This window comes from Herbaspirillum sp. C7C2, from assembly GCF_022627865.1.
GTDB lineage: Bacteria > Pseudomonadota > Gammaproteobacteria > Burkholderiales > Burkholderiaceae_D > Herbaspirillum > Herbaspirillum frisingense.
Genome location: NZ_JABXGI010000006.1, coordinates 82,979 through 102,194, shown reverse-complemented (window position 1 = coordinate 102,194; position 19,216 = coordinate 82,979). Strand labels below are relative to the sequence as shown.

Here is a 19,216-nt window from a genome sequence, read left to right as displayed (position 1 = left end):
AGGCAGCTCAGGCAGCTCAGGCCGGATAGAGCGCGCCCAGCACCCGCAGGCCACGCGCTCCGGTCACCGCCGGCAGGTTGCCCGGCAGGCGCAGGTCGAAGCGGCGCGCCAGCCAGGCGAAGGCCAGCGCTTCCACCCGTTGTGGCGCCACACCCAGCACGGCCGTCGATTGCACCTCGGCGCGCCCCTGCAATTGCTGACGTAGCAGTCGCATCAGCAGCGCATTTTCCGCCCCTCCACCGCAGACATAGACCTGGCCCGCATCAGGAGCATGGGCCACGATGGCATCGGCGATCGTGCTGGCGGTGAGCATGGTCAGCGTGGCCTGTACGTCGTGTGCCGGTAAGGTTTGCCCGCTGCGCTGCAGGGCGGCCTGCAGCCAGTCCAGGTGGAACAGGTCGCGTCCCGAACTCTTGGGCGGCGCGGCGCGGAAGAAGGCTTCGTCACGCAGTTGCGCCAGCAGGCCGGCGTGTATCTGACCACTTGCGCCCCAGTCGCCGTTGGCGTCGTAGCTGCGCTGCAGGTGCAGCTGTATCCAGCCATCCATGAGCGCATTGCCGGGGCCGGTATCGAAGCCATAGGCCCCTTCTTCACCGGCCGGCAGGATGCTGACATTGGCGATGCCACCGATATTGACCACCACCCGCGATTGCGACGCATCGCCGAAGATGTCCCGATGGAAGGCCGGTACCAGCGGCGCCCCCTGGCCGCCGGCGGCCACGTCGCGGCTACGGAAGTCGGCCACCACGTCAATGCCGGTCAACTCCGCCAGCAGCGCCGGGTTGTTGGTCTGGCGGGTGAAGCCCAGTTCCGGGCGATGGCGGATGGTCTGTCCGTGTACCCCCACCATGCGCAGGTCGGCCGCCGACTTGCCCGATTGCAGCAGCAGTTGCGCCACGCAGTCGGCGTAATGTACCGCCAGTGCATTGGCGGCCATGGCTTCGCGTTCGATCTCGTTGGGACCGGCTGCCTGCAGCGCCATCAGGTCGGCGCGCAGATGGTCGGGGAAGGGGACGTAGGCCGCTGCCAGCGTGGCCGAAATGGCCTGGCCGTCGAAGTCGGCCAGCACGCCATCGACGCCATCGAGGCTGGTACCGGACATGAGGCCGATGTAGAGGGAAGGGGGCCGGGAAGACGACGGGGACGAAGAAGAACTCATGGCAGGGGCGCAGGAAAAAGAAAAGGGCGGTCGCTGATTCTACAGCGACCGCCCTTCGTAGCTCATGCCGGCAGGAACGATACCGGGCGGAATTACTTGATGGAAGCCAGTTTCACATCCGGCGCGCCCGGTACACGCAGCATGGCCATGCGGTGCTGCATCTCGTCGGCCACGGCGCGGAAGCGCTGCATCTGGGGGCCGGTCAGTGCCTGGACATTGGGCACTTCCACCGACAGCGGGTTGCGCGGCTGGTTGTTGACGCGGAACTCGTAGTGCAGGTGCGGGCCGGTCGCCCAGCCGGTCATTCCGACGAAACCGATCACGTCGTTCTGGCTGACCTTCATGCCCTTCTTGATGTTGGGCGCGAAACGGCTCATGTGGCCGTAGGCGGTGGAGTAGCCACTCCAGTGCTTGATGACGACGATGTTGCCATAGCCATTCTGCTGACCCACGAAGTCGACCACGCCATCGGCCGCCGCATGGATCGGGGTGCCGGTCGGTGCCGCGAAGTCCACGCCGGTGTGCTGTTTCCACTGGCCCAGGATGGGGTGCAGGCGCATCGAGAAGCCGGAAGAGATACGGGTGAAGGCCAGCGGCGACTTCAGGAAGGCCTTCTTCAGCGACTTGCCGTCGAAGGCGTAGTAGCCGCCACCGCCGATCTTGCTGGCCGGGTCGCTGAACCACACCGCCTGGTAACGGTTGCCGGCATTGTCGAATTCGCCGGCCAGCACGCGACCGGTACGCACCAGGTCACCGTTCTGGTAATAGGTCTCGTAGACCACGTTGAAGCGGTCGCCGCGACGCAGGTCGGAAGCGAAGTTGATGTTGGTGGCGAACATGTCCACCAGCTGCATGGCGATGGCGTCCGGGATCTGGGCTGCGTCGGTGGCCGCGAACAGCGAGGAGAAGATGGTGCCGGCGCGCATTTCCACGCGCCGCTCGAGCACGGCCGGCTGGGCCTGGGCGGTCAGCTTGCCATCCTCGCGCGAGATGACCAGGTTCTTCGGGGTGTCGCTGCCGTCGTCGAGGGTGGCCGACAGCTTGACCAGTTCGCCATTGTCGTCGGTCTGGGCCACCACACGCTTGCCGGCGCGCAACTGCATCACCGTGCGCGCCAGGGTATCGGACTTGATGAAGGCCGTGGCCTCGTCGTCATCCACGCCCAGGCGGTTGAGCAGGGTGGCCAGGGTGTCGCCGCTGCGTACCTTCTCTTCATTCACGTAATACTGCGAACGCTCTTCCAGGGCGCTGATCTGCTGTTGCAGGTCGGGCAGGGCCAGTTCCTTGGAAATCGGGTTGACCGGGGCGTCCTTCAGGTCGGGCTCGGCCGGTGCGAAGCCGGCGGCGCCGATGGTAAAGGCCGCCAGGAACAGGGCGCTGGCGCCGACGATGCGGGTCTTGGGCGAGGAGGCGGCGACTTTGTGGTGGCAGGATCGCAACGCGGTGAAGCACAGGGACGAGAGGTGCTTGAGTTTATCTTGTGGGAACATGCAATACGAATACGTTAAAATCTGACGTTTCCGTGGCGGATGGCGGGTACGGCTGCAATGCGGCGTTTCCTGTCCCCCCGCCGTGTTGCGCCCGCGTAATTCTTCATACGCACGGGTGTGAATATTGTTCCTGCTGATGAGCTTCTGAGGCGGCGTCCTGGCGCCCAGCAGAAAAACGAAAGTCGGAATTATAGCAACACGCTTTAGCGGTCTTGTCCTACAAATGCCAATTTTTTAGTTATATCGATGAACGCCGACCAGTCCACCCCTTCCGCGCCCTCCGCCGCCTCCTCCAAGCTGCCCCTCTCAGACAAGGTCCGGGAGGCGCTGGCCATCACCAAACGCGGTATCGATGAGCTGCTCATCGAAAGCGAATTCGCGCAGAAGCTGGCGCGTGCCGAGCAGAGCGGCCAGCCGCTGCGCATCAAGCTGGGACTGGACCCGACCGCCCCTGACCTGCACCTGGGTCACACGGTGGTCCTGAACAAGATGCGCCAGTTGCAGAACCTGGGGCATCAGGTGATCTTCCTGATCGGCGACTTCACCTCGATGATCGGCGACCCGTCCGGCCGCAATGCCACCCGTCCGCCGCTGTCGCGCGAACAGATCGAGATCAACGCCAAGACCTATTTCGCCCAGGCCAGCCTGGTGCTGGATGCCAGCAAGACCGAAATCCGCTACAACTCCGAATGGTGCGATGCCCTGGGTAGCCGCGGCATGATCCAGCTGGCCTCGCGCTACACCGTGGCGCGCATGATGGAGCGCGACGACTTCACCAAGCGCTTCAAGGAAGGCACGCCGATCTCGGTGCATGAATTCCTCTACCCGCTGATGCAGGGCTATGACTCGGTGGCCCTGAAGTCCGACCTGGAACTGGGCGGCACCGACCAGAAATTCAACCTGCTGGTGGGCCGCGAACTGCAGAAGGACTTCGGCCAGGAGCCGCAGTGCATCCTGACCATGCCGCTGCTGGAAGGCCTGGACGGCGTGGAAAAGATGTCCAAGTCCAAGGGCAACTACATCGGCATCACCGAACCGGCCAACACCATGTTCGCCAAGGTGATGAGCATTTCCGACGTGATGATGTGGCGCTACTACGACCTGCTGTCGTTCCGCTCCATCGCCGAGATCGCTGCCTTCAAGGCCGAGGTCGAGGGGGGCCGCAATCCGCGTGACATCAAGGTTGCCCTGGCCCAGGAGATCGTGGCCCGCTTCCACTCGCAGCAGGCTGCCGAAGACGCGCTGGCCGATTTCGTCAACCGCTCCAAGGGCGGTATCCCGGACGACATCCCCGAGGTTTCGCTGTCGGGCGCGCCGCTGGGCATCGGTCAGTTGCTCAAGCAGGCCAACCTCTGTGCCTCCACCTCGGAAGCACTGCGCATGGTGGAGCAGGGCGGCGTGCGTATCGACGGTACTGTCATCAGCGACAAGGGTTTGAAGGTCGAGGCCGGCCAGTGCGTGGTGCAGGTCGGCAAGCGCAAGTTTGCCCGCGTCACCCTGGCGTAAGCTGGTGCGCGCATGATTGCCCTGTTGCAGCGGGTCAGCCAGGCCGCCGTGGTGGTGGACGGCCAGACGCTGGGTGCCATCGGCCCCGGCCTGATGGTACTGGTCTGCGCCGAACGCCATGATGGCGTGGCCCAGGCTGATGCCCTGCTCAAGAAGCTGCTGGCCTATCGCGTCTTCAGCGACGAGGCAGGCAAGATGAATCGCAGTGTTGTCGACGTGCAAGGCGGCCTGTTGTTGATCCCGCAGTTCACGTTGGCCGCTGATACCAATTCCGGTACACGCCCCTCCTTCACGCCAGCGGCCGCGCCCGAACTGGGGCGGCAGCTGTTTGAGCACTTCGTGGCGCAGGCGCGGGTGCAGCATGGACAGGAAAAGGTCGGCACCGGCCGTTTTGGCGCCGACATGAAAGTGTCGCTGACCAACGACGGGCCGGTCACTTTCTGGCTGCAGGTGAAGCCTCAGGCTTTGGTGTCATGAACCTCGGTCCGGCTTGAAGCCGGGCCGGACGTCCCCAAATGAATTTGCAAAGCGTGTTGAATGTGGCCTTACTTTAGGAGGTGATATGAAATTCTGGAGCGATTCTTTCAAGGACGGTAGCAACATCCCCGGCGAGTTCGCCTTCGCGGTGATGGACCCCAAGACCCACGTCGCCCTGTCGGCCAACCGGAACCCGCACTTCGCCTGGAGCGATCTGCCGGCCGGTACCAGGTCGCTGGCGCTGGTGGTGCATGACCCTGACGTGCCTTCCCGTGGCGACGACGTCAACCAGGAAGGCAAGACCGTGCCGCTGGAACTGCCGCGGGTGGATTTCTATCACTGGACCCTGGTGGACATTCCGGCCAGTGTCAGCCAGATCAAGGCCGGCCAGTTCAGCAACGGCGTGACCGCACGCGGCAAGCCGGGTCCGGCGGTGCTGGGCGACGTCATGCCCGGTGCACGCCAGGGCATCAACGACTACACCGGCTGGTTCGCCGGCGACGGCGACATGCGCGGCGACTACTTCGGCTACGACGGCCCCTGCCCACCGTGGAACGATGCGCTGGTGCACCGCTACATCTTCACCCTCTATGCACTGGACGTGGAACAGCTGCCGGTGGCCGGCAACCTCGAAGGTTCGGTGGTGGTGACGGCGCTACGCGACCATGTCCTGGCGCAGGCCTCCCTCACCGGCCTGTACACCCTCAACCCCAGCGCCATACCGCGCACCTGAAAACCCGCATGACCGACATCCTGCTGATCCGCCACGGCGAAACCGACTGGAACGTGGACAAGCGCCTGCAAGGGCATATCGACATTCCGCTCAACCAGGCCGGCCAGCGCCAGGTCCTGGCACTGGGCGAGCTGCTGGCCGAGGAGGGCATCGATGCCATCTTCGCCAGCGACCTGCAGCGCGCTCGTGACACCGCGCAGGCGGTGGCCCATGCCAGCGGACGGCAGGTGGCCATCGATACCGGCTTGCGCGAGCGCTGCTATGGCGCCTTCGAAGGTCTGCGCCATGTGGAGATCGAGGCCCGCTATCCCGAGGCCTATCGGCAGTGGAAAGCCCGCGAGCCGGACTTCCGCTACCCGGCCGGCGAGCGTATCGCCGAGACCATGCGCGAGTTCTACGAGCGCTCGGTCGCGGCGGTGCAGCGGGTACTGGCCTCGGGCCAGTACCGCAAGGTGGCCATCGTCACCCATGGCGGCGTGCTGGAGTGCATCCATCACTGGGCCAGCCAGAGCTCCTTCGCCCAGCCGCGCAACTTCGACATCTTCAACGCCAGCGTCAACCGCCTGCACTGGGATGGCCAACGCGCCCATATCCGTTCCTGGGGCGAGATCGGTCACCTCCAGCGCGAGACGCTGGACGAGGTCGACCGCTGAATCCGCACGCCGGGCCGCGGCCCGCGGCCCGGATTCTTGCAGGATGGCAATCAGGATTGGCATACTGCCAACAATTGATTTTGCCCAATAAATAATCAGCCCCAAAGATGTAACCGCGCCCGATTCTTGTTGGGCGAGGCCGTCAATCGCGCTAAAATAGCGCCCTTCCCCGTACCTCCCCCTGATCCACGTCGTGAACATTGGGCCTTACTCCCTGCGAAACAACGTGTTCGTCGCTCCCATGGCGGGCGTGACCGACCGTCCATTCCGCCAGCTGTGCAAGCAGCTGGGGGCAGGGTATGCCGTATCCGAGATGGCGGCTTCCGATCCCCGGCTGTGGCACAGCGAGAAGACCTCGCGCCGTATCAACCACGATGGCGAGATGGAGCCCAAGGCGGTGCAGATCGCCGGGGCCGATCCCGTCATGCTGGCCGATTGCGCGAAGTACAACGTCGAGCGCGGCGCCCAGATCATCGACATCAACATGGGCTGCCCGGTCAAGAAGGTCTGCAACAGCTGGTGCGGTTCAGCCCTGCTGCAGGACGAGGAACTGGTGGCGCGCATCCTGGATGCGGTGGTGTCGGCGGTGGACGTGCCGGTGACGCTGAAATTCCGCACCGGCTGGGACCGCGCCAACAAGAACGCCCTGAAGATCGCCGCCCGCGCCCAGGCGGCCGGCATCGCCATGCTGACGCTGCACGGTCGCACCCGCGCCGACGGCTACAGCGGCCATGCCGAGTACGAGACCATCGCCGCCGTGAAGGCTGCCGTCAGTATTCCGGTGGTGGCCAATGGCGACATCACCACGCCCGAAAAGGCGCGCGAGGTCCTGCGCATCACCGGGGCTGATGCCGTCATGGTCGGCCGCGCCGCACAGGGGCGTCCCTGGATCTTCCGCGAGATCGACCACTTCCTGCAGACCGGCGAACACCTGCCGGCGCCGCTGGTGAGCGAGGTCGTGCAACTGATGGATGAACACCTGCAGGCCCACTACGCGTTCTACGGCGAGTACTTGGGCGTGCGCACGGCGCGCAAGCATATCGGCTGGTATGTGCGCGAACTGGCCGGCGGCGAGCAGTTCCGTCGCGGCATGAATCGCATCGAAGACTGCAACCAGCAGTTGCAGGCGGTGCGGCAGTTCTTCGCCGACCAGGCAGTGCACGGCGAGCGTCTGCAATACGGTCTGGTGGATGAGGTGGCCCTGGCCGCCTGAGCGAACGAGCAATGGCCCGACCGCCCGGCAGGGACGGAGATCGGGCTTGGGGTACCGGGTATCGGATGCGCCTTGCGCGCAATTGATCAACAACACGGCAGGTCACGCAGGCAGGCGCGCAGTTCACAACAGCGAGCGTCGCCGGCAGTGGCCACACCGGAAAAAAACAGAAGCAGCAACGCCATGAGCAAAGAAAGTATCGAGGATGTCGTCAAGAAGAGCCTGGAAAAGTATTTCCGGGATCTCGGAGAGCAACTCCCCACCAATGTCTACGACATGGTGCTGGCCACGGTCGAAAAACCGGTCTTCGAGACCGTGATGGCGCGCGCCGAGGGTAACCAGTCCCAGGCCGCCGAGATCCTCGGCATCAACCGCAATACGCTGCGCAAGAAGCTGCAGCAGCACGGCCTGCTGTAGCCCGCGCGAGGCCGGCGCCGCAGTGCAGGGGGCCGGTTCATGCAGGGGTGCAGCTTCCTTCCACGGTTTTTCAGGTTTCCTTTCCCTTACCAGTCTTGCCTACCATGATCAAACAAGCACTCATTTCCGTATCCGACAAGGCAGGCGTGCTCGAATTCGCGCGCGCGCTGTCCGCCATGGGCGTCAACATCCTGTCCACCGGCGGCACCGCCAAGCTGCTGGCCGACAATGGCGTGCCGGTCACCGAAGTGGCCGACTACACCGGTTTCCCGGAAATGCTGGATGGCCGCGTGAAGACGCTGCATCCCAAGGTGCATGGCGGCATCCTGGCGCGTCGTGACTTCCCCGAGCACGTGGCCGCCCTGGACCAGCACGGCATCCCCACCATCGACATGGTGGTGGTGAACCTGTATCCCTTCCAGCAGACCATTGCCAAGCAAGAGTGCTCCCTGGAAGACGCCATCGAGAACATCGACATCGGCGGCCCGGCCATGCTGCGTTCCTCGGCCAAGAACCACAAGGACGTGATCGTCATCTGCGACCCGACCGACTACGAAGGCGTGCTGGCCGAGCTGAAGTCGGGCGGCGACCTGCCCTATGAAAAGCGCTTCGCGCTGGCCAAGAAGGTCTTTGCCCACACTGCGCAATACGACGGCGCCATTACCAATTACTTCACCTCCCTGGGCGAAGACCAGCAGCACACCACCCGCAGCGCCTACCCGTCCACCCTGAACCTTCACTTTGAGAAGGTCCAGGACATGCGCTATGGGGAAAACCCGCATCAGAGCGCCGCCTTCTACCGCGACATCAAGAAGGTCGAGGGCGCACTGGCCAACTACACCCAGCTGCAGGGCAAGGAACTGTCCTTCAACAACATCGCCGATGCCGATGCGGCGTGGGAATGCGTCAAGAGCTTCGACCCGGCCACCGAAGCGGCCTGCGTCATCATCAAGCACGCCAACCCCTGTGGCGTGGCCATCGGTGCCAACCCGCTGGAAGCCTACAGCAAGGCGTTGCAGACCGACCCGACCTCGGCCTTCGGTGGCATCATCGCCTTCAACCGCGAAGTGGATGCGGCTGCGGCCGAAGCGGTGGCCAAGCAGTTCCTGGAAGTGCTGATCGCCCCGTCCTTCAGTGCTGAAGCCAAGCAGATCTTCGCCGCCAAGCAGAACGTGCGCCTGCTGGAAATCGCGCTGGGCAATGGCCTGAACGGCTACGACTTCAAGCGTGTCGGCGGTGGCCTGCTGGTGCAGTCGCCGGATGCCAAGAACGTGCTGCTGGCCGACGTGAAGGTGGTCAGCAAGAAGCAGCCGACCCAGCAGCAACTGCAGGACCTGATGTTTGCCTGGCGCGTGGCCAAGTTCGTCAAGTCCAACGCCATCGTCTTCTGCGGCAATGGCATGACCCTGGGTGTGGGCGCCGGCCAGATGAGCCGCATCGACTCCGCCCGCATCGCCTCGATCAAGGCGCAGAACGCCGGCCTGACCCTGGCGGGTTCTGCCGTGGCCTCCGACGCCTTCTTCCCGTTCCGCGACGGCCTGGACGTGGTGGTTGATGCCGGTGCCACCTGCGTCATCCACCCGGGTGGCTCCATGCGCGACCAGGAAGTCATCGACGCCGCCAACGAGCGCGACGTGGTGATGCTGCTGACCGGAACCCGTCACTTCCGTCACTGATCATCTGCATGCTTTAAACAAGAACGCCCGGCCATATGCCGGGCGTTCTTGTTGGTGGGTTCGGTTTGCCTTCGCTGTTGTTTGCGCGGTCGCCTGCGCTCAGGATTGCTCCGGAACCAGGCCCTCATGCATCGCAATCCGGCTCAGCGCCATTTCGAAGCGCTGGCGCGATTCCGCCGTCAATTGCTGCAGGTACTGGTGCAACTGCGCATCGGCCTCGTTGCGATTGGCGCACTGCGCGCTGTAGCGCTCGAACTGCGACAGCTGCATCAGCAACTCCGCCACATGGCGCGGGCATTCGCAGGCCACCGTGGTGGACCGGTTGGCGAAGGCGATCAACTCATTGTCGCTCCAGCGGCGTGCCACCGGCGCCTGCTGCGACCAGGCCGGTTCGCTGCGCGCCGGCACCGTCAGCGCCATCAGTGCGCGCAGCCATTGCAGGATCACCACATCGGGTTGCGGCGCCCGCAACAGGCTGATGCCCACTGCGGCCAGCGTCTCGCATACTGCTTCGCTGGCAAAGCCATACAGCACCGCCATCGGCAAGCCACTCAAGGCCGGTGCCGAACTCTCCAGCGCTCCCAGCCAGCCGGCATGCAACTGCGGCTCGTGCAGCAGCAGGGCGTCGACTTCTTCCCGTTTCAGGCTCAGGGCGGCCTGCTGGACGCTCTCGAAGGGTCCCAGCAACTGCAGCGGACGGCCCAGGCGCTGCAGCAGGCCTGGCTTGTCCAGCCGCTGCGCCAGGGTGGCGCCGATCACCGCCACCCGCCACTGGCCCTGCGCCGTCTGCGGCGGGGTGGGGCGCACGGCGTGCAGTTCGGCATGGGTGGCCGCGACCTGTTGCAACTGCTCCATGTCCAGCCCGGCCAGGCTCCCGATGGCATGACCGAGCTCGGTCAACTGCCGGATCAAGGCCAGGCGCCGCACATCGGCTTCCGAATACAGGCGCTGCCCGCTGGGCGAGAGCTTGCCTTGGGTCAGCGCATAACGACGCTCCCACACGCGCAGGGTCGCCACCGGCATGCGCAACATGCGGGCCACGGCTCCGGTGCGGCGCAATGACTCGGTCGCGGGTTTGTCTGCGGGAGGGGCGGACTGCTGCGGCTGGTCTGTGCTCATGATCTCTCTCGTTGAATCAGGAATGACGCAGAGTATAGGTGATAAATCGCGGATTTGAATCAAGGTTGAACCATTTATTGCGTACAATCCTGAGTCATGAAATCCACCCGCCAGGCCAACGCTCATCGCGGCAACAGGCCCTAGCAAACCCTGCGCCGTCTGCGGCTTGCCCATGACCTGGCGGCGCAAGTGGGCCAGGAACTGGGATGACATCAAATACTGTTCCGACGCCTGTCGCCGCAAGCCTGCCCACGCTGCTTCCTGAGGAGTCGAGTCATGTACCGCAAACACCAATTCGACCTGGTGCTGGATGCCGTGTCACCGGAAGAAGCGGCGCAAGCCGCGCCGCAAGTCCTGGCGCCTCCTGCGCTGCCCACCCTGGCCGCCGCCCGCCAGCGTATCGCCGCCGTGCGCCCGGGGGCCTATGCCCGCACCCGCAACAGCCTGGAGGGTGCCGTGACAGGGCTGTCGCCCTACCTCACCCATGGCATGGTCACGTTGCGCGAGGTGCTGGCTGGCGTCTGCGCGCGCCATGCGCTGGAGGTGCAGCACAAGTTCGTCTATGAACTGGGCTGGCGCGCGTTCTACCGCTATGTCTGGGCGCGCCGTGGCGCCCGCATCTTCGATTCGCTGCATCCCGGTCCGCTGCCGGAGTCGGCCTATGCGCGTGAGTTGCCGGCCGATATCCGCGAGGGTGCCACCGGGCTGCCGGTGATCGACCAGGCCGTGCGCACCCTGTATGCCACCGGAACCCTGCACAACCACGCCCGCATGTGGCTGGCCAGCTATATCGTGCATCTGCGCAAGCTGCACTGGCGCGCCGGTGCCGACTGGATGGTCGGTCACCTGCTGGATGGCGACCTGGCCAGCAATCACCTGAGCTGGCAGTGGGTGGCCGGCACCGGCAGTCACAAGCCCTATCTCTTCAATGCCGAGAATGTGGCCAAGTACGCGCCTGCTGCCTGGCATAGCCCGGGTACAGTACTCGACACCAGCTATGAAGCGCTGGGCCAGATCGCCCTGCAGCCCGATCCGGTGGCGCCTGAACCTGCGGCCTCCGCCCGCGCTTGCCCGCGCATTGCCGAGCCCCCCCTGCTGGCGGCACCCCCGGCCAGCCTGGATAGCGTCGCCCCCGACCCGCAGGCCGTGGCCGGGCGCGACGTCTGGCTGGTTCATCCCTGGAGCCTGGGCGAACTGCCAGCTGATCTTGCACCCGATACGCTGGTGGTGGGGCTGTACCTCTCCGACTTCCACCTGTTTTGGCCGTGGAGCCAGCGCCGCTGGGATTTCGTCGGTGCGCGCATGCGCGAGCTTGCACCGCTGTGCTGGCACGGCGACGCCGCCAGCGTGGGACGCGCCCTGAAGGTGGCACGCAGCGTGCGCTGCCAGTCCGATCCGCACCTGGCACCGTGGCTGCCGCTGTGGGCGCAATGCAGCGCGCCGCCCGGACTGTTTCCGCCGGTGGACAAGCCCAGCGATCTGTTCACCCAGTGGTGGCGACGCAGCACCCATGGCCTGCGTGACGCGGCCGAGCTGCTGGCGCGGGCGGGCCACTGCGATGGCTGACGGCGAGGAACGCAACAGCGGGAATCAGAAGGATGAGCTGACCGTGCTTTACGACGGCGCCTGCCCGCTCTGCCGCCGTGAGATCGGTCTGTACCAGCGCCTTGGCGAGCAGGCGCCGCTGCGCTTCTGCGACATCAGCCAGCCCGATCTTGGCTCCCACTTGCCATCCGGCCTGACGCGCGAGCAGCTCCTGGCGCGCTTCCATGTGCAACGCGCCGACGGTGTGGTCTTCAGCGGGGCAGCGGCCTTCGTGCAGCTATGGGCGAGCTTGCCAGGCTGGCGCTGGCTGGCCCGTCTGGCGCGCCTGCCCGGGATGCTGTGGCTGATGGAGCGCTCCTACCGTGGCTTCCTGCACCTGCGGCCGGCGCTCCAGCGTCTGGTCCTGCGCCTGGAAGGGCGCTCGCGGCGGTCCTGATGTCGGTCGGCCTGGTCTGGTTCAAGCGCGACCTGCGCTTGCGCGATCATCAACCGCTGGCGCAGGCGGCACAGTGCGAACGCGCCTTTGGCCTGTTCATCATCGAACCGGCCTGGTTGCAGAGTTTCGAATGCGATCCGCGCCACGTGGATTTCCTGCTGCGCTCGCTGCAGCCGCTGCAGATCGAGCTGCGACAGCGTGGCATGCCGCTGTTGGTGCGCATCGGCGAGGCGGTGCAGGTGCTGGAAGCGCTGCGTCGTGAATGGAACGTCACCCATCTCTTCAGCCACGAAGAAACCGGCCCCGCCTGGAGTTATGCCCGTGATATTTCGGTCGGCCGCTGGAGTCGCATCCAGCATGTCCACTGGCAGGAATGGCCGCAGACCGGCGTGATCCGCCGCCTGCGCAGTCGCGATGGCTGGGCGGCGCGCTGGCTGCAGCGTATGGAGGCGCCGCAGGTGGCGATGCCTGTCGGCTTTTGCGCCCCACCGGGGATGCAGCCCGATCCGCTGCCCACGCTGGCCGATCTCGGCCTGCGCACGCCGCGCCTGCAGCCGCCCGCCGGGGAAGCCGATGCCTGGGAGCGCCTGCGCGCCTTTCTCGGCGGTGATGGACGCGATTACCGGCGGGCTCTGTCCAGCCCCCTGACTGCGCCTGAAGCCTGCAGCCGTCTCAGCGCGCACCTGGCCTTCGGCACGTTGTCCATGCGCAGCGTGCACCAGGCCACCGAGCTGGCCATCGAACACACACCGGACCGCGAGCTGGCCTACGGTCTGCGCGGCTTTTCCAGCCGCCTGCGCTGGCATTGCCACTTCATGCAGAAGCTGGAAGACCAGCCCGATCTCGAATGGCGCAATATCGCCCGCTCGCTCGATGGCCTGCGCCCCGGAGATGGCGGGCCGTGGGGCGCACTGGCACAGGAACGCTTCGATGCCTGGTGCGAAGGGCGTACCGGCTATCCCATGGTGGACGCCTGCATGCGCCAGCTATGCAGCACCGGCTGGCTCAACTTCCGCATGCGCGCCATGCTGGTCAGCTTCGCCGCCTACCACCTGTGGCTGCATTGGCGCGCGCCGGGATTGTTCCTGGCACGCCAGTTCCTGGATTTCGAACCCGGCATCCACTGGAGCCAGATGCAGATGCAATCCGGCACCACCGGCATCAATACCTTGCGCATCTATTCGCCGGCCAAGCAGGCGCGGGACCATGATCCCCTGGGTGAGTACGTCCGGCGCTGGGTGCCGGAATATGGCACGCCAGCCTATCCCGCGCCCATCGTCGACGAAAAGAGCGCGCTGGCCCAGGCCAAGGAGGCGCTCTATGGCCACCGTCACAGCCCGGTCGCCCGTCAGGAAGCCGACGCCATCCAGGACAGGCACGGCTCGCGCAAGAGCGGCCTGCCCGCGACCACGCAGCGACGCGGCCGCAAAAAGACCGCCGACCCCGGTCAGGGCGTGTTGTTCTAGGGCCTGGGTCGGTCCGATCGGTTAGACTGGCGGGCATGAAAATCCTCGGTATCGACCCTGGCTTGCGCACCACCGGTTTCGGAGTCATCCACAAGCAGGGCAACACGCTGTCCTATATCGCCTCCGGCACCATCAAGACGCCGGATGGCGATCTGCCGTCCCGGCTCAAGGTGATCCTCTCCAGCGTCGGCGAGGTGGTGCGGACCTATGCCCCTGATTGCGCTGCCATCGAAAAGGTGTTCGTCAACGTCAACCCGCAGTCCACGCTGCTGCTGGGGCAGGCCCGGGGCGCGGCGATCTGCGCCATGGTCGCGGCCGACCTAGCGGTGGCCGAATACACGGCGCTGCAGGTCAAGCAGGCCGTGGCAGGCCATGGGCGGGCGCAAAAGGCGCAGGTGCAGGAAATGGTGGCGCGGCTGCTGAAACTGCCGGGGTTGCCCGGCACCGACGCCGCCGATGCGCTGGGCGTGGCGATCTGCCATGCGCACGGGGGAGGGGTCTTGTCCGACCTGGGAGCGTTGGCCCCGGCGCTGGCACGCAAGGGCATCCGCATGCGCGGCGGGCGGCTGGTCGGTTAGTCTTTCGTCTTGAAGAGCGACAGCACGCGCTGCGCCAGCTTCACCATCACCAGCACCACCGCACCGGCGACCACGCCGAAGAGCGCATTCAATACTGCAGGCGCAATCGCGCCCAGTACCGGGCCGATCACCGCAACGCCCTCTACGGCAACCGCTGCCGCTTCGATGGCGTGATGGGCGAACGGCAGGCCGTGGGTCAGGATGCCACCGCCCACCATGAACATGGCGACGGTGCCGATCACCGACAGGCTGCGCATCATCTTCGGCGCCGCCGCCAGGATGGCGCGGCCCACCGCAGCCTTCAGACGGCCCCAGGCGCTGGAGCCGGCGTGCTGCACCAGGTAGAGGCCACCATCGTCGAGCTTGACGATGCCCGCTACCAGGCCATAGACACCGGCCGTCATGATCAGCGCAATGCCCACCAGTACCGTGATCTGCTGCTGCAGCGGGGCGCCGGCCACTGTCCCCAGCGTGATGGCGATGATCTCGGCCGAGAGGATGAAGTCGGTGCGCACGGCATCCTTGATCTTCTCGCGCTCGTAGCTGACCGGGTCGACTTCCTCGGGGGCGGTGGCGGCGACCTCGTGGTGTTGCTCGTCATGCGGCAGGTATTTGTGGGCCAGTTTCTCGAAGCCCTCGAAGCAAAGGAAGGCGCCGCCCAGCATCAGCAGCGGCGTCACCGCCCAGGGAATGAAGGCGCTGATGGCCAGCGCCGCCGGCACCAGGATGGCCTTGTTCTTCAGCGAGCCCTTGGCGACCGCCCACACCACCGGCAGTTCGCGCTCGGCGCGCACGCCGCTGACCTGCTGGGCATTGAGGGCCAGGTCGTCGCCCAGCACGCCGGCGGTCTTCTTGGCCGCCATCTTGGTCATCAGGGAAACATCGTCGAGCACCGTGGCGATGTCGTCGATCAATGCGAAGAAGGCGCTGCCGGCCATGGTTGTCCTTTATTCAAGCTTGTTATCGTTGGATACTGTTTATCCGAACAGTGCTGTATCATCCCGGGATTATCACAGAAGCTGCAGCTCACGCACATCAAAGACGCCATGATCGGTCGCCTCTCAGGAATTCTTCTAGAAAAAATCCCCCCGAATCTGCTGGTCGACTGCCAGGGCGTCGGCTACGAGGTGGTGGTGCCGATGAGCACCTTCTACAACCTGCCCGGGCTGGGTGAGAAGGTGACGCTGCTGACCCACCTCGCCATCCGCGAGGATGCCCACATCCTGTTCGGGTTTGGGACCGCCGAGGAACGCAATACGTTCAAGGAACTGATCAAGATTTCCGGCGTCGGCGCCCGTACCGCGCTGGCCATCCTCTCGGGCATGTCGGTGGCCGACCTGGCCCAGGCCGTCACGCTGCAGGAGGCCGGTCGCCTGACCCGCGTGCCGGGCATCGGCAAGAAGACCGCCGAACGCCTGTTGCTGGAACTGAAGGGCAAGCTCGGTGCCGACCTGGGCGCGGTGGCCGGCGTGGTCCACAGCGACGCCACGGCCGACATCCTCAACGCCCTGCTGGCACTGGGTTATTCGGACAAGGAAGCCAGCCTGGCCATGAAGCAGGTTCCCAAGGACGCCAGCGTCTCGGACGGCATCAAGCATGCCCTCAAGGCCCTCTCCAAGGGCTAGGCCAGGGCCGACAAGGATCAGAGCATGAGCATCCAGACCGACGATTTCTCCGAACAGCGCATCATCGCCGCCACTCCGGCCTCGGCCAACGAGGAGGCCATCGAACGCGCCCTGCGGCCCAAGCACCTGGACGAATACGTCGGCCAGGAAAAGGTCCGCGCCCAGCTGGAAATCTTCATCTCGGCCGCCCGCAAGCGCGGCGAACCGCTCGACCACACCCTGCTGTTCGGCCCGCCCGGCCTGGGCAAGACCACCATGGCCCACATCATCGCCCGCGAGATGGGCGTGAACCTGCGCCAGACCTCCGGCCCCGTGCTGGAGCGCGCCGGCGACCTGGCGGCGCTCCTGACCAATCTGGAAGCCAACGATGTGCTCTTCATCGACGAAATCCACCGCATGTCGCCGGTGGTGGAGGAAATCCTCTACCCGGCCCTGGAGGATTATCAGATCGACATCATGATCGGTGAAGGCCCTGCAGCCCGCTCGGTGCGGCTGGACCTGCAACCCTTCACCCTGGTCGGCGCCACTACCCGCGCCGGCATGCTGACCAACCCGCTGCGCGACCGCTTCGGCATCGTCGCCCGGCTGGAGTTCTACACCCCGCCCGAGCTGGCGCGCATCGTCACCCGCAGCGCCGGACTGCTCAACGCCCCCATCGTCGACGATGGCGCGCTGGAAATCGCCCGCCGCAGTCGTGGCACGCCGCGTATCGCCAACCGCCTGCTGCGCCGGGTGCGCGACTATGCCGAAGTCAAGGGCCAGGGCCGCATCACCCGCGAGATGGCCGACGCCGCCCTGGTCATGCTGGACGTGGACCCGGTCGGCTTCGACCTGATGGACCGCAAGCTGCTGGAGGCCGTGCTCTTCAAGTTCGGCGGCGGACCGGTGGGGCTGGACAACCTGGCCGCTGCCATCGGCGAGGAACGCGACACCATCGAAGACGTGCTGGAACCCTACCTGATCCAGCAGGGTTACCTGCAACGTACCCCGCGTGGCCGCATCGCCACCGGCGCGGCCTACCAGCACTTCGGCGTGGCAGCCCCGCGCACCGGTCCCAATGGCGAGCTGTGGGGCGCCTGACCCATCCGTGACATTCAGTTTTCTCGTCAGTTAAGTGACTTTTGCAGCAGCTGAAAAACAGCATGACGCGTGGCGAGGCAATCAGATGAAATTTTTGTCAGATCTCGTCAAAAAGCGAGTTTTTGCTTGTGCAAAAATTAATCGTCATCGACAATGGATAGCTATTCACTATCTTTCGATGTGAGCCCTCCATGCTAATGTCGAGCCAAGCCCTTCGATACGCGCATCAGCTGCTCGATGCGCGCGCCCAGTCTCGCATCATCCCGCGCATCTCCGAATCCGAACCGCTGTCGGTGGACGATGCCTACGACATCGCCCACAACATCCGCAATATCCGCGTGGCCCAGGGCGAGCAGCCCATCGGCCGCAAGATCGGCTTCGTGGTGCGCAAGAACTGGGAACGTTACGGCATCATCGACGACACCCGCATCCCCACCTGGGCGCCGATGTGGGACACCACCGTGCGCTTTGCCGAGGACAACCACGGCGCGCAATCGCTGGCCGGTGCGGTGCAACCGCGTATCGAGCCGGAAATCGTCCTCAAGCTGGGCAAGACCCCGGCCCCCGATGCCTCGCTGGATGAACTGGCCGACTGCCTGGAGTGGATGGCGCATGGTTTCGAAATCGTGGTCTGCCCCTTCCCCAACTGGGAATTCACGGTGGCCGATTCGATTGCCGCCTTCGGCCTGCACGGCACCCTGATCGTGGGCGAGCCGCATGTACTCTCCTCGGCCACCAAGCATCACCTGCCGCAGATCCTGGCCAGCGCCAGCGTCTCGCTGTCCTGCAATACCGAGAGTTCCAGCGTGCTGCGTGCCGCCGGCTTCTGCAATGACGAGATGGACAGCCCCCTGCACGCGCTGTGGCACCTGCACCAGCTGTTGCAGAAGCAGAGCCGCTTCCGCCAGTTGCAGGCGGGCGAAATCATCAGCACCGGCACCTGGACCGACGCCTGTCCGATCGAACCGGGCCAGACCTGGACCACCGCTTTCTCCGGCGTGACCCTGCCGGGTCTGACGGTATCCTTCGTCTAGCTACGGGACGGCGTTTTCATCTTGGCCATCTGGGTTGATGCGGACGCCTGTCCGGGCGTGATCAAGGAGATGCTGTTCCGGGTCGCCGACCGTACCGGCATCATCGTCACGCTGGTGGCCAACCGGCCGCTGCGCACCCCGCCTTCACGCTTCATCAAATCCATGGTGGTCCCGGCCGGCTTCGACGTGGCCGATCGCGAGATCGACCGTCAGGTCGCGCCCGGTGATCTGGTGGTCACCGCCGACATCCCGCTGGCGGCCGACGTCATCGGCCGCGGCGCGCTGGCGCTCAATCCGCGCGGCGAGCTCTATACCGGCCAGAACATCGGCCATCACCTCAGCACCCGCAACTTCATGGAAGAACTGCGCAGCAGCGGCGTGGAAACCGGTGGCCCGGCCGCCTTCAGCACCAGCGACGGGCGCGCTTTCGCCCGTGAACTGGACCGCTACGTCCTCAAGGCCGCCCGCCCCGCCTGAGTCGCGCTTACTGTTCGCGCAGCCAGGTCTGGGTCCGACCCAGCATGGGCATGCCGACATAGCCGCGCACGTTGAGCTTCTGGCCATCGTCGACCACGCTCAGCTTGCTCTTGTAGACCTTGCCATTGGCCGGATCGATGATTTGCCCACCGTTGTACTCGTCCCCGTCCTTCTTCAGGCCCGACAGAATGGTCATGCCGATGACCGGCTTGTCCTTGAGCTCGCCCTCGCATTTCTGGCAGACCGGGTTCTGGTCTTCCTCGGGGGCGCGGAACAGCTTTTCTATCCGGCCGCTCAACTCGCCATTGTTCTCGGTGATGCGGATCAGTGCCTTGGGCTTGCCGGTGGTGTCGTCGATACTCTTCCACAAGCCCAGCGGCGAGCCATCGGCCCAGGCGGCGGTGCTGGCCAGCAGGCCGGCGATGAGCAGGGTGCGCCCGAGCAGGCGGGCGGGGGACGGGGTGCGGGTCATGCTGGTCTCCTGTTGATCAAGTCGAATGCCATAAAAAAGCACGATTGTTCTAATTTTTTC

21 protein-coding genes are annotated in these 19,216 nt (G+C 65.2%); 16 read left to right on the top strand and 5 right to left on the bottom strand.

The features are described from left to right. Window positions 1-16: 16 nt before the first annotated feature. On the bottom strand, window positions 17-1,159 hold the full coding sequence (locus HWE04_RS11365) for an anhydro-N-acetylmuramic acid kinase (RefSeq protein ID WP_241812477.1): 1,143 nt from the start codon (window positions 1,157-1,159) through the stop codon (window positions 17-19). Window positions 1,160-1,251: 92 nt separating this feature from the next. Then, on the bottom strand, window positions 1,252-2,649 hold the full coding sequence (locus HWE04_RS11360; protein WP_241812476.1) for a M23 family metallopeptidase: 1,398 nt from the start codon (window positions 2,647-2,649) through the stop codon (window positions 1,252-1,254). A 246-nt stretch (window positions 2,650-2,895) separates the two neighbouring features. Between HWE04_RS11360 and tyrS the strand changes: the two genes are divergently transcribed. The 7 genes from tyrS to purH all read left to right on the top strand — a co-directional run bounded on the left by tyrS (window position 2,896) and on the right by purH (window position 9,324). Beyond that, window positions 2,896-4,155, top strand: coding sequence for a tyrosine--tRNA ligase (gene tyrS / locus HWE04_RS11355; protein ID WP_241812475.1), 1,260 nt, complete (start codon window positions 2,896-2,898; stop codon window positions 4,153-4,155). A 12-nt stretch (window positions 4,156-4,167) separates the two neighbouring features. Then, window positions 4,168-4,632 (top strand): D-aminoacyl-tRNA deacylase, encoded by a 465-nt coding sequence (gene dtd, locus HWE04_RS11350; protein ID WP_006463623.1) that lies wholly within the window; start codon window positions 4,168-4,170, stop codon window positions 4,630-4,632. A gap of 85 nt (window positions 4,633-4,717) precedes the next feature. After that, on the top strand, window positions 4,718-5,365 hold the full coding sequence (locus HWE04_RS11345) for a YbhB/YbcL family Raf kinase inhibitor-like protein (protein ID WP_166758457.1): 648 nt from the start codon (window positions 4,718-4,720) through the stop codon (window positions 5,363-5,365). A gap of 8 nt (window positions 5,366-5,373) precedes the next feature. Beyond that, entirely contained in the window at window positions 5,374-6,018 is a 645-nt protein-coding gene (locus tag HWE04_RS11340; RefSeq protein WP_241812474.1) for a histidine phosphatase family protein, read from the top strand. A gap of 193 nt (window positions 6,019-6,211) precedes the next feature. After that, on the top strand, window positions 6,212-7,231 hold the full coding sequence (dusB, locus tag HWE04_RS11335; protein WP_077235757.1) for a tRNA dihydrouridine synthase DusB: 1,020 nt from the start codon (window positions 6,212-6,214) through the stop codon (window positions 7,229-7,231). 183 nt (window positions 7,232-7,414) lie between these two features. Continuing rightward, window positions 7,415-7,648 (top strand): Fis family transcriptional regulator, encoded by a 234-nt coding sequence (locus tag HWE04_RS11330; protein WP_006463627.1) that lies wholly within the window; start codon window positions 7,415-7,417, stop codon window positions 7,646-7,648. A 104-nt stretch (window positions 7,649-7,752) separates the two neighbouring features. Next, entirely contained in the window at window positions 7,753-9,324 is a 1,572-nt protein-coding gene (purH, locus tag HWE04_RS11325) for a bifunctional phosphoribosylaminoimidazolecarboxamide formyltransferase/IMP cyclohydrolase (protein ID WP_241812473.1), read from the top strand. A gap of 99 nt (window positions 9,325-9,423) precedes the next feature. Here purH and HWE04_RS11320 read toward each other — a convergent pair whose 3' ends face one another. Beyond that, window positions 9,424-10,443 (bottom strand): MerR family transcriptional regulator, encoded by a 1,020-nt coding sequence (locus HWE04_RS11320; protein ID WP_241812472.1) that lies wholly within the window; start codon window positions 10,441-10,443, stop codon window positions 9,424-9,426. A gap of 172 nt (window positions 10,444-10,615) precedes the next feature. Between HWE04_RS11320 and HWE04_RS24605 the strand changes: the two genes are divergently transcribed. Genes HWE04_RS24605 through ruvC form a run of 5 tightly spaced genes read left to right on the top strand, consistent with a single transcriptional unit; the run spans window position 10,616 to window position 14,468 of the window. Next, the gene (locus tag HWE04_RS24605; protein ID WP_446719225.1) at window positions 10,616-10,708 is read left to right on the top strand and encodes a DUF2256 domain-containing protein; all 93 of its coding nucleotides are present in this window, start codon (window positions 10,616-10,618) and stop codon (window positions 10,706-10,708) included. An 11-nt stretch (window positions 10,709-10,719) separates the two neighbouring features. Continuing rightward, window positions 10,720-12,009, top strand: a complete 1,290-nt coding sequence (locus HWE04_RS11310; RefSeq protein ID WP_241812471.1) for an FAD-binding domain-containing protein — start codon at window positions 10,720-10,722, stop codon at window positions 12,007-12,009. 43 nt (window positions 12,010-12,052) lie between these two features. Next, window positions 12,053-12,424, top strand: a complete 372-nt coding sequence (locus tag HWE04_RS11305) for a thiol-disulfide oxidoreductase DCC family protein (RefSeq protein WP_446719224.1) — start codon at window positions 12,053-12,055, stop codon at window positions 12,422-12,424. After that, a complete protein-coding gene (locus HWE04_RS11300) occupies window positions 12,424-13,890 on the top strand; it encodes an FAD-binding domain-containing protein (RefSeq protein WP_241812469.1) in 1,467 nt (488 codons plus the stop codon). Before HWE04_RS11305 ends, HWE04_RS11300 begins: the two co-directional genes overlap by 1 nt. A gap of 35 nt (window positions 13,891-13,925) precedes the next feature. Further along, window positions 13,926-14,468: a crossover junction endodeoxyribonuclease RuvC gene (gene ruvC, locus HWE04_RS11295; RefSeq protein WP_006463633.1), complete on the top strand. Its 543-nt coding sequence runs from the start codon at window positions 13,926-13,928 to the stop codon at window positions 14,466-14,468. Here ruvC and HWE04_RS11290 read toward each other — a convergent pair. Further along, entirely contained in the window at window positions 14,465-15,406 is a 942-nt protein-coding gene (locus HWE04_RS11290) for a DUF808 domain-containing protein (RefSeq protein WP_241812468.1), read from the bottom strand. The genes ruvC and HWE04_RS11290 overlap by 4 nt on opposite strands. Window positions 15,407-15,514: 108 nt before the next feature. On the opposite strand from HWE04_RS11290, the gene ruvA reads away from it, so the two are divergent. The 4 genes from ruvA (at window position 15,515) to HWE04_RS11270 (ending at window position 18,684) form a co-directional block, all read left to right on the top strand. After that, window positions 15,515-16,093 carry a Holliday junction branch migration protein RuvA gene (gene ruvA / locus HWE04_RS11285; protein ID WP_077235750.1) on the top strand — a complete coding sequence of 193 codons (579 nt, stop codon included), beginning with the start codon at window positions 15,515-15,517 and terminating at the stop codon, window positions 16,091-16,093. 24 nt (window positions 16,094-16,117) lie between these two features. Next, on the top strand, window positions 16,118-17,173 hold the full coding sequence (gene ruvB / locus HWE04_RS11280) for a Holliday junction branch migration DNA helicase RuvB (RefSeq protein WP_006463636.1): 1,056 nt from the start codon (window positions 16,118-16,120) through the stop codon (window positions 17,171-17,173). A gap of 191 nt (window positions 17,174-17,364) precedes the next feature. Further along, window positions 17,365-18,207 carry a 2-keto-4-pentenoate hydratase gene (locus HWE04_RS11275; protein ID WP_199181621.1) on the top strand — a complete coding sequence of 281 codons (843 nt, stop codon included), beginning with the start codon at window positions 17,365-17,367 and terminating at the stop codon, window positions 18,205-18,207. A 21-nt stretch (window positions 18,208-18,228) separates the two neighbouring features. Continuing rightward, window positions 18,229-18,684, top strand: a complete 456-nt coding sequence (locus HWE04_RS11270; RefSeq protein ID WP_241812467.1) for a YaiI/YqxD family protein — start codon at window positions 18,229-18,231, stop codon at window positions 18,682-18,684. Between the two features lie 7 nt (window positions 18,685-18,691). Here HWE04_RS11270 and HWE04_RS11265 read toward each other — a convergent pair whose 3' ends face one another. Then, window positions 18,692-19,156 carry a DUF2147 domain-containing protein gene (locus tag HWE04_RS11265; protein ID WP_241812466.1) on the bottom strand — a complete coding sequence of 155 codons (465 nt, stop codon included), beginning with the start codon at window positions 19,154-19,156 and terminating at the stop codon, window positions 18,692-18,694. Between the last annotated feature and the right edge of the window lie 60 nt (window positions 19,157-19,216).

Coding starts and splice junctions, on each gene's coding strand:
- HWE04_RS11365 (WP_241812477.1), bottom strand. CDS start 1,159: ATGAGTTCTTCTTCGTCCCCGTCGTCTTCCCGGCCCCCTTCCCTCTAC.
- HWE04_RS11360 (WP_241812476.1), bottom strand. CDS start 2,649: ATGTTCCCACAAGATAAACTCAAGCACCTCTCGTCCCTGTGCTTCACC.
- tyrS (WP_241812475.1), top strand. CDS start 2,896: ATGAACGCCGACCAGTCCACCCCTTCCGCGCCCTCCGCCGCCTCCTCC.
- dtd (WP_006463623.1), top strand. CDS start 4,168: ATGATTGCCCTGTTGCAGCGGGTCAGCCAGGCCGCCGTGGTGGTGGAC.
- HWE04_RS11345 (WP_166758457.1), top strand. CDS start 4,718: ATGAAATTCTGGAGCGATTCTTTCAAGGACGGTAGCAACATCCCCGGC.
- HWE04_RS11340 (WP_241812474.1), top strand. CDS start 5,374: ATGACCGACATCCTGCTGATCCGCCACGGCGAAACCGACTGGAACGTG.
- HWE04_RS11330 (WP_006463627.1), top strand. CDS start 7,415: ATGAGCAAAGAAAGTATCGAGGATGTCGTCAAGAAGAGCCTGGAAAAG.
- purH (WP_241812473.1), top strand. CDS start 7,753: ATGATCAAACAAGCACTCATTTCCGTATCCGACAAGGCAGGCGTGCTC.
- HWE04_RS11320 (WP_241812472.1), bottom strand. CDS start 10,443: ATGAGCACAGACCAGCCGCAGCAGTCCGCCCCTCCCGCAGACAAACCC.
- HWE04_RS24605 (WP_446719225.1), top strand. CDS start 10,616: ATGACCTGGCGGCGCAAGTGGGCCAGGAACTGGGATGACATCAAATAC.
- HWE04_RS11310 (WP_241812471.1), top strand. CDS start 10,720: ATGTACCGCAAACACCAATTCGACCTGGTGCTGGATGCCGTGTCACCG.
- HWE04_RS11300 (WP_241812469.1), top strand. CDS start 12,424: ATGTCGGTCGGCCTGGTCTGGTTCAAGCGCGACCTGCGCTTGCGCGAT.
- ruvC (WP_006463633.1), top strand. CDS start 13,926: ATGAAAATCCTCGGTATCGACCCTGGCTTGCGCACCACCGGTTTCGGA.
- HWE04_RS11290 (WP_241812468.1), bottom strand. CDS start 15,406: ATGGCCGGCAGCGCCTTCTTCGCATTGATCGACGACATCGCCACGGTG.
- ruvA (WP_077235750.1), top strand. CDS start 15,515: ATGATCGGTCGCCTCTCAGGAATTCTTCTAGAAAAAATCCCCCCGAAT.
- ruvB (WP_006463636.1), top strand. CDS start 16,118: ATGAGCATCCAGACCGACGATTTCTCCGAACAGCGCATCATCGCCGCC.
- HWE04_RS11275 (WP_199181621.1), top strand. CDS start 17,365: ATGCTAATGTCGAGCCAAGCCCTTCGATACGCGCATCAGCTGCTCGAT.
- HWE04_RS11265 (WP_241812466.1), bottom strand. CDS start 19,156: ATGACCCGCACCCCGTCCCCCGCCCGCCTGCTCGGGCGCACCCTGCTC.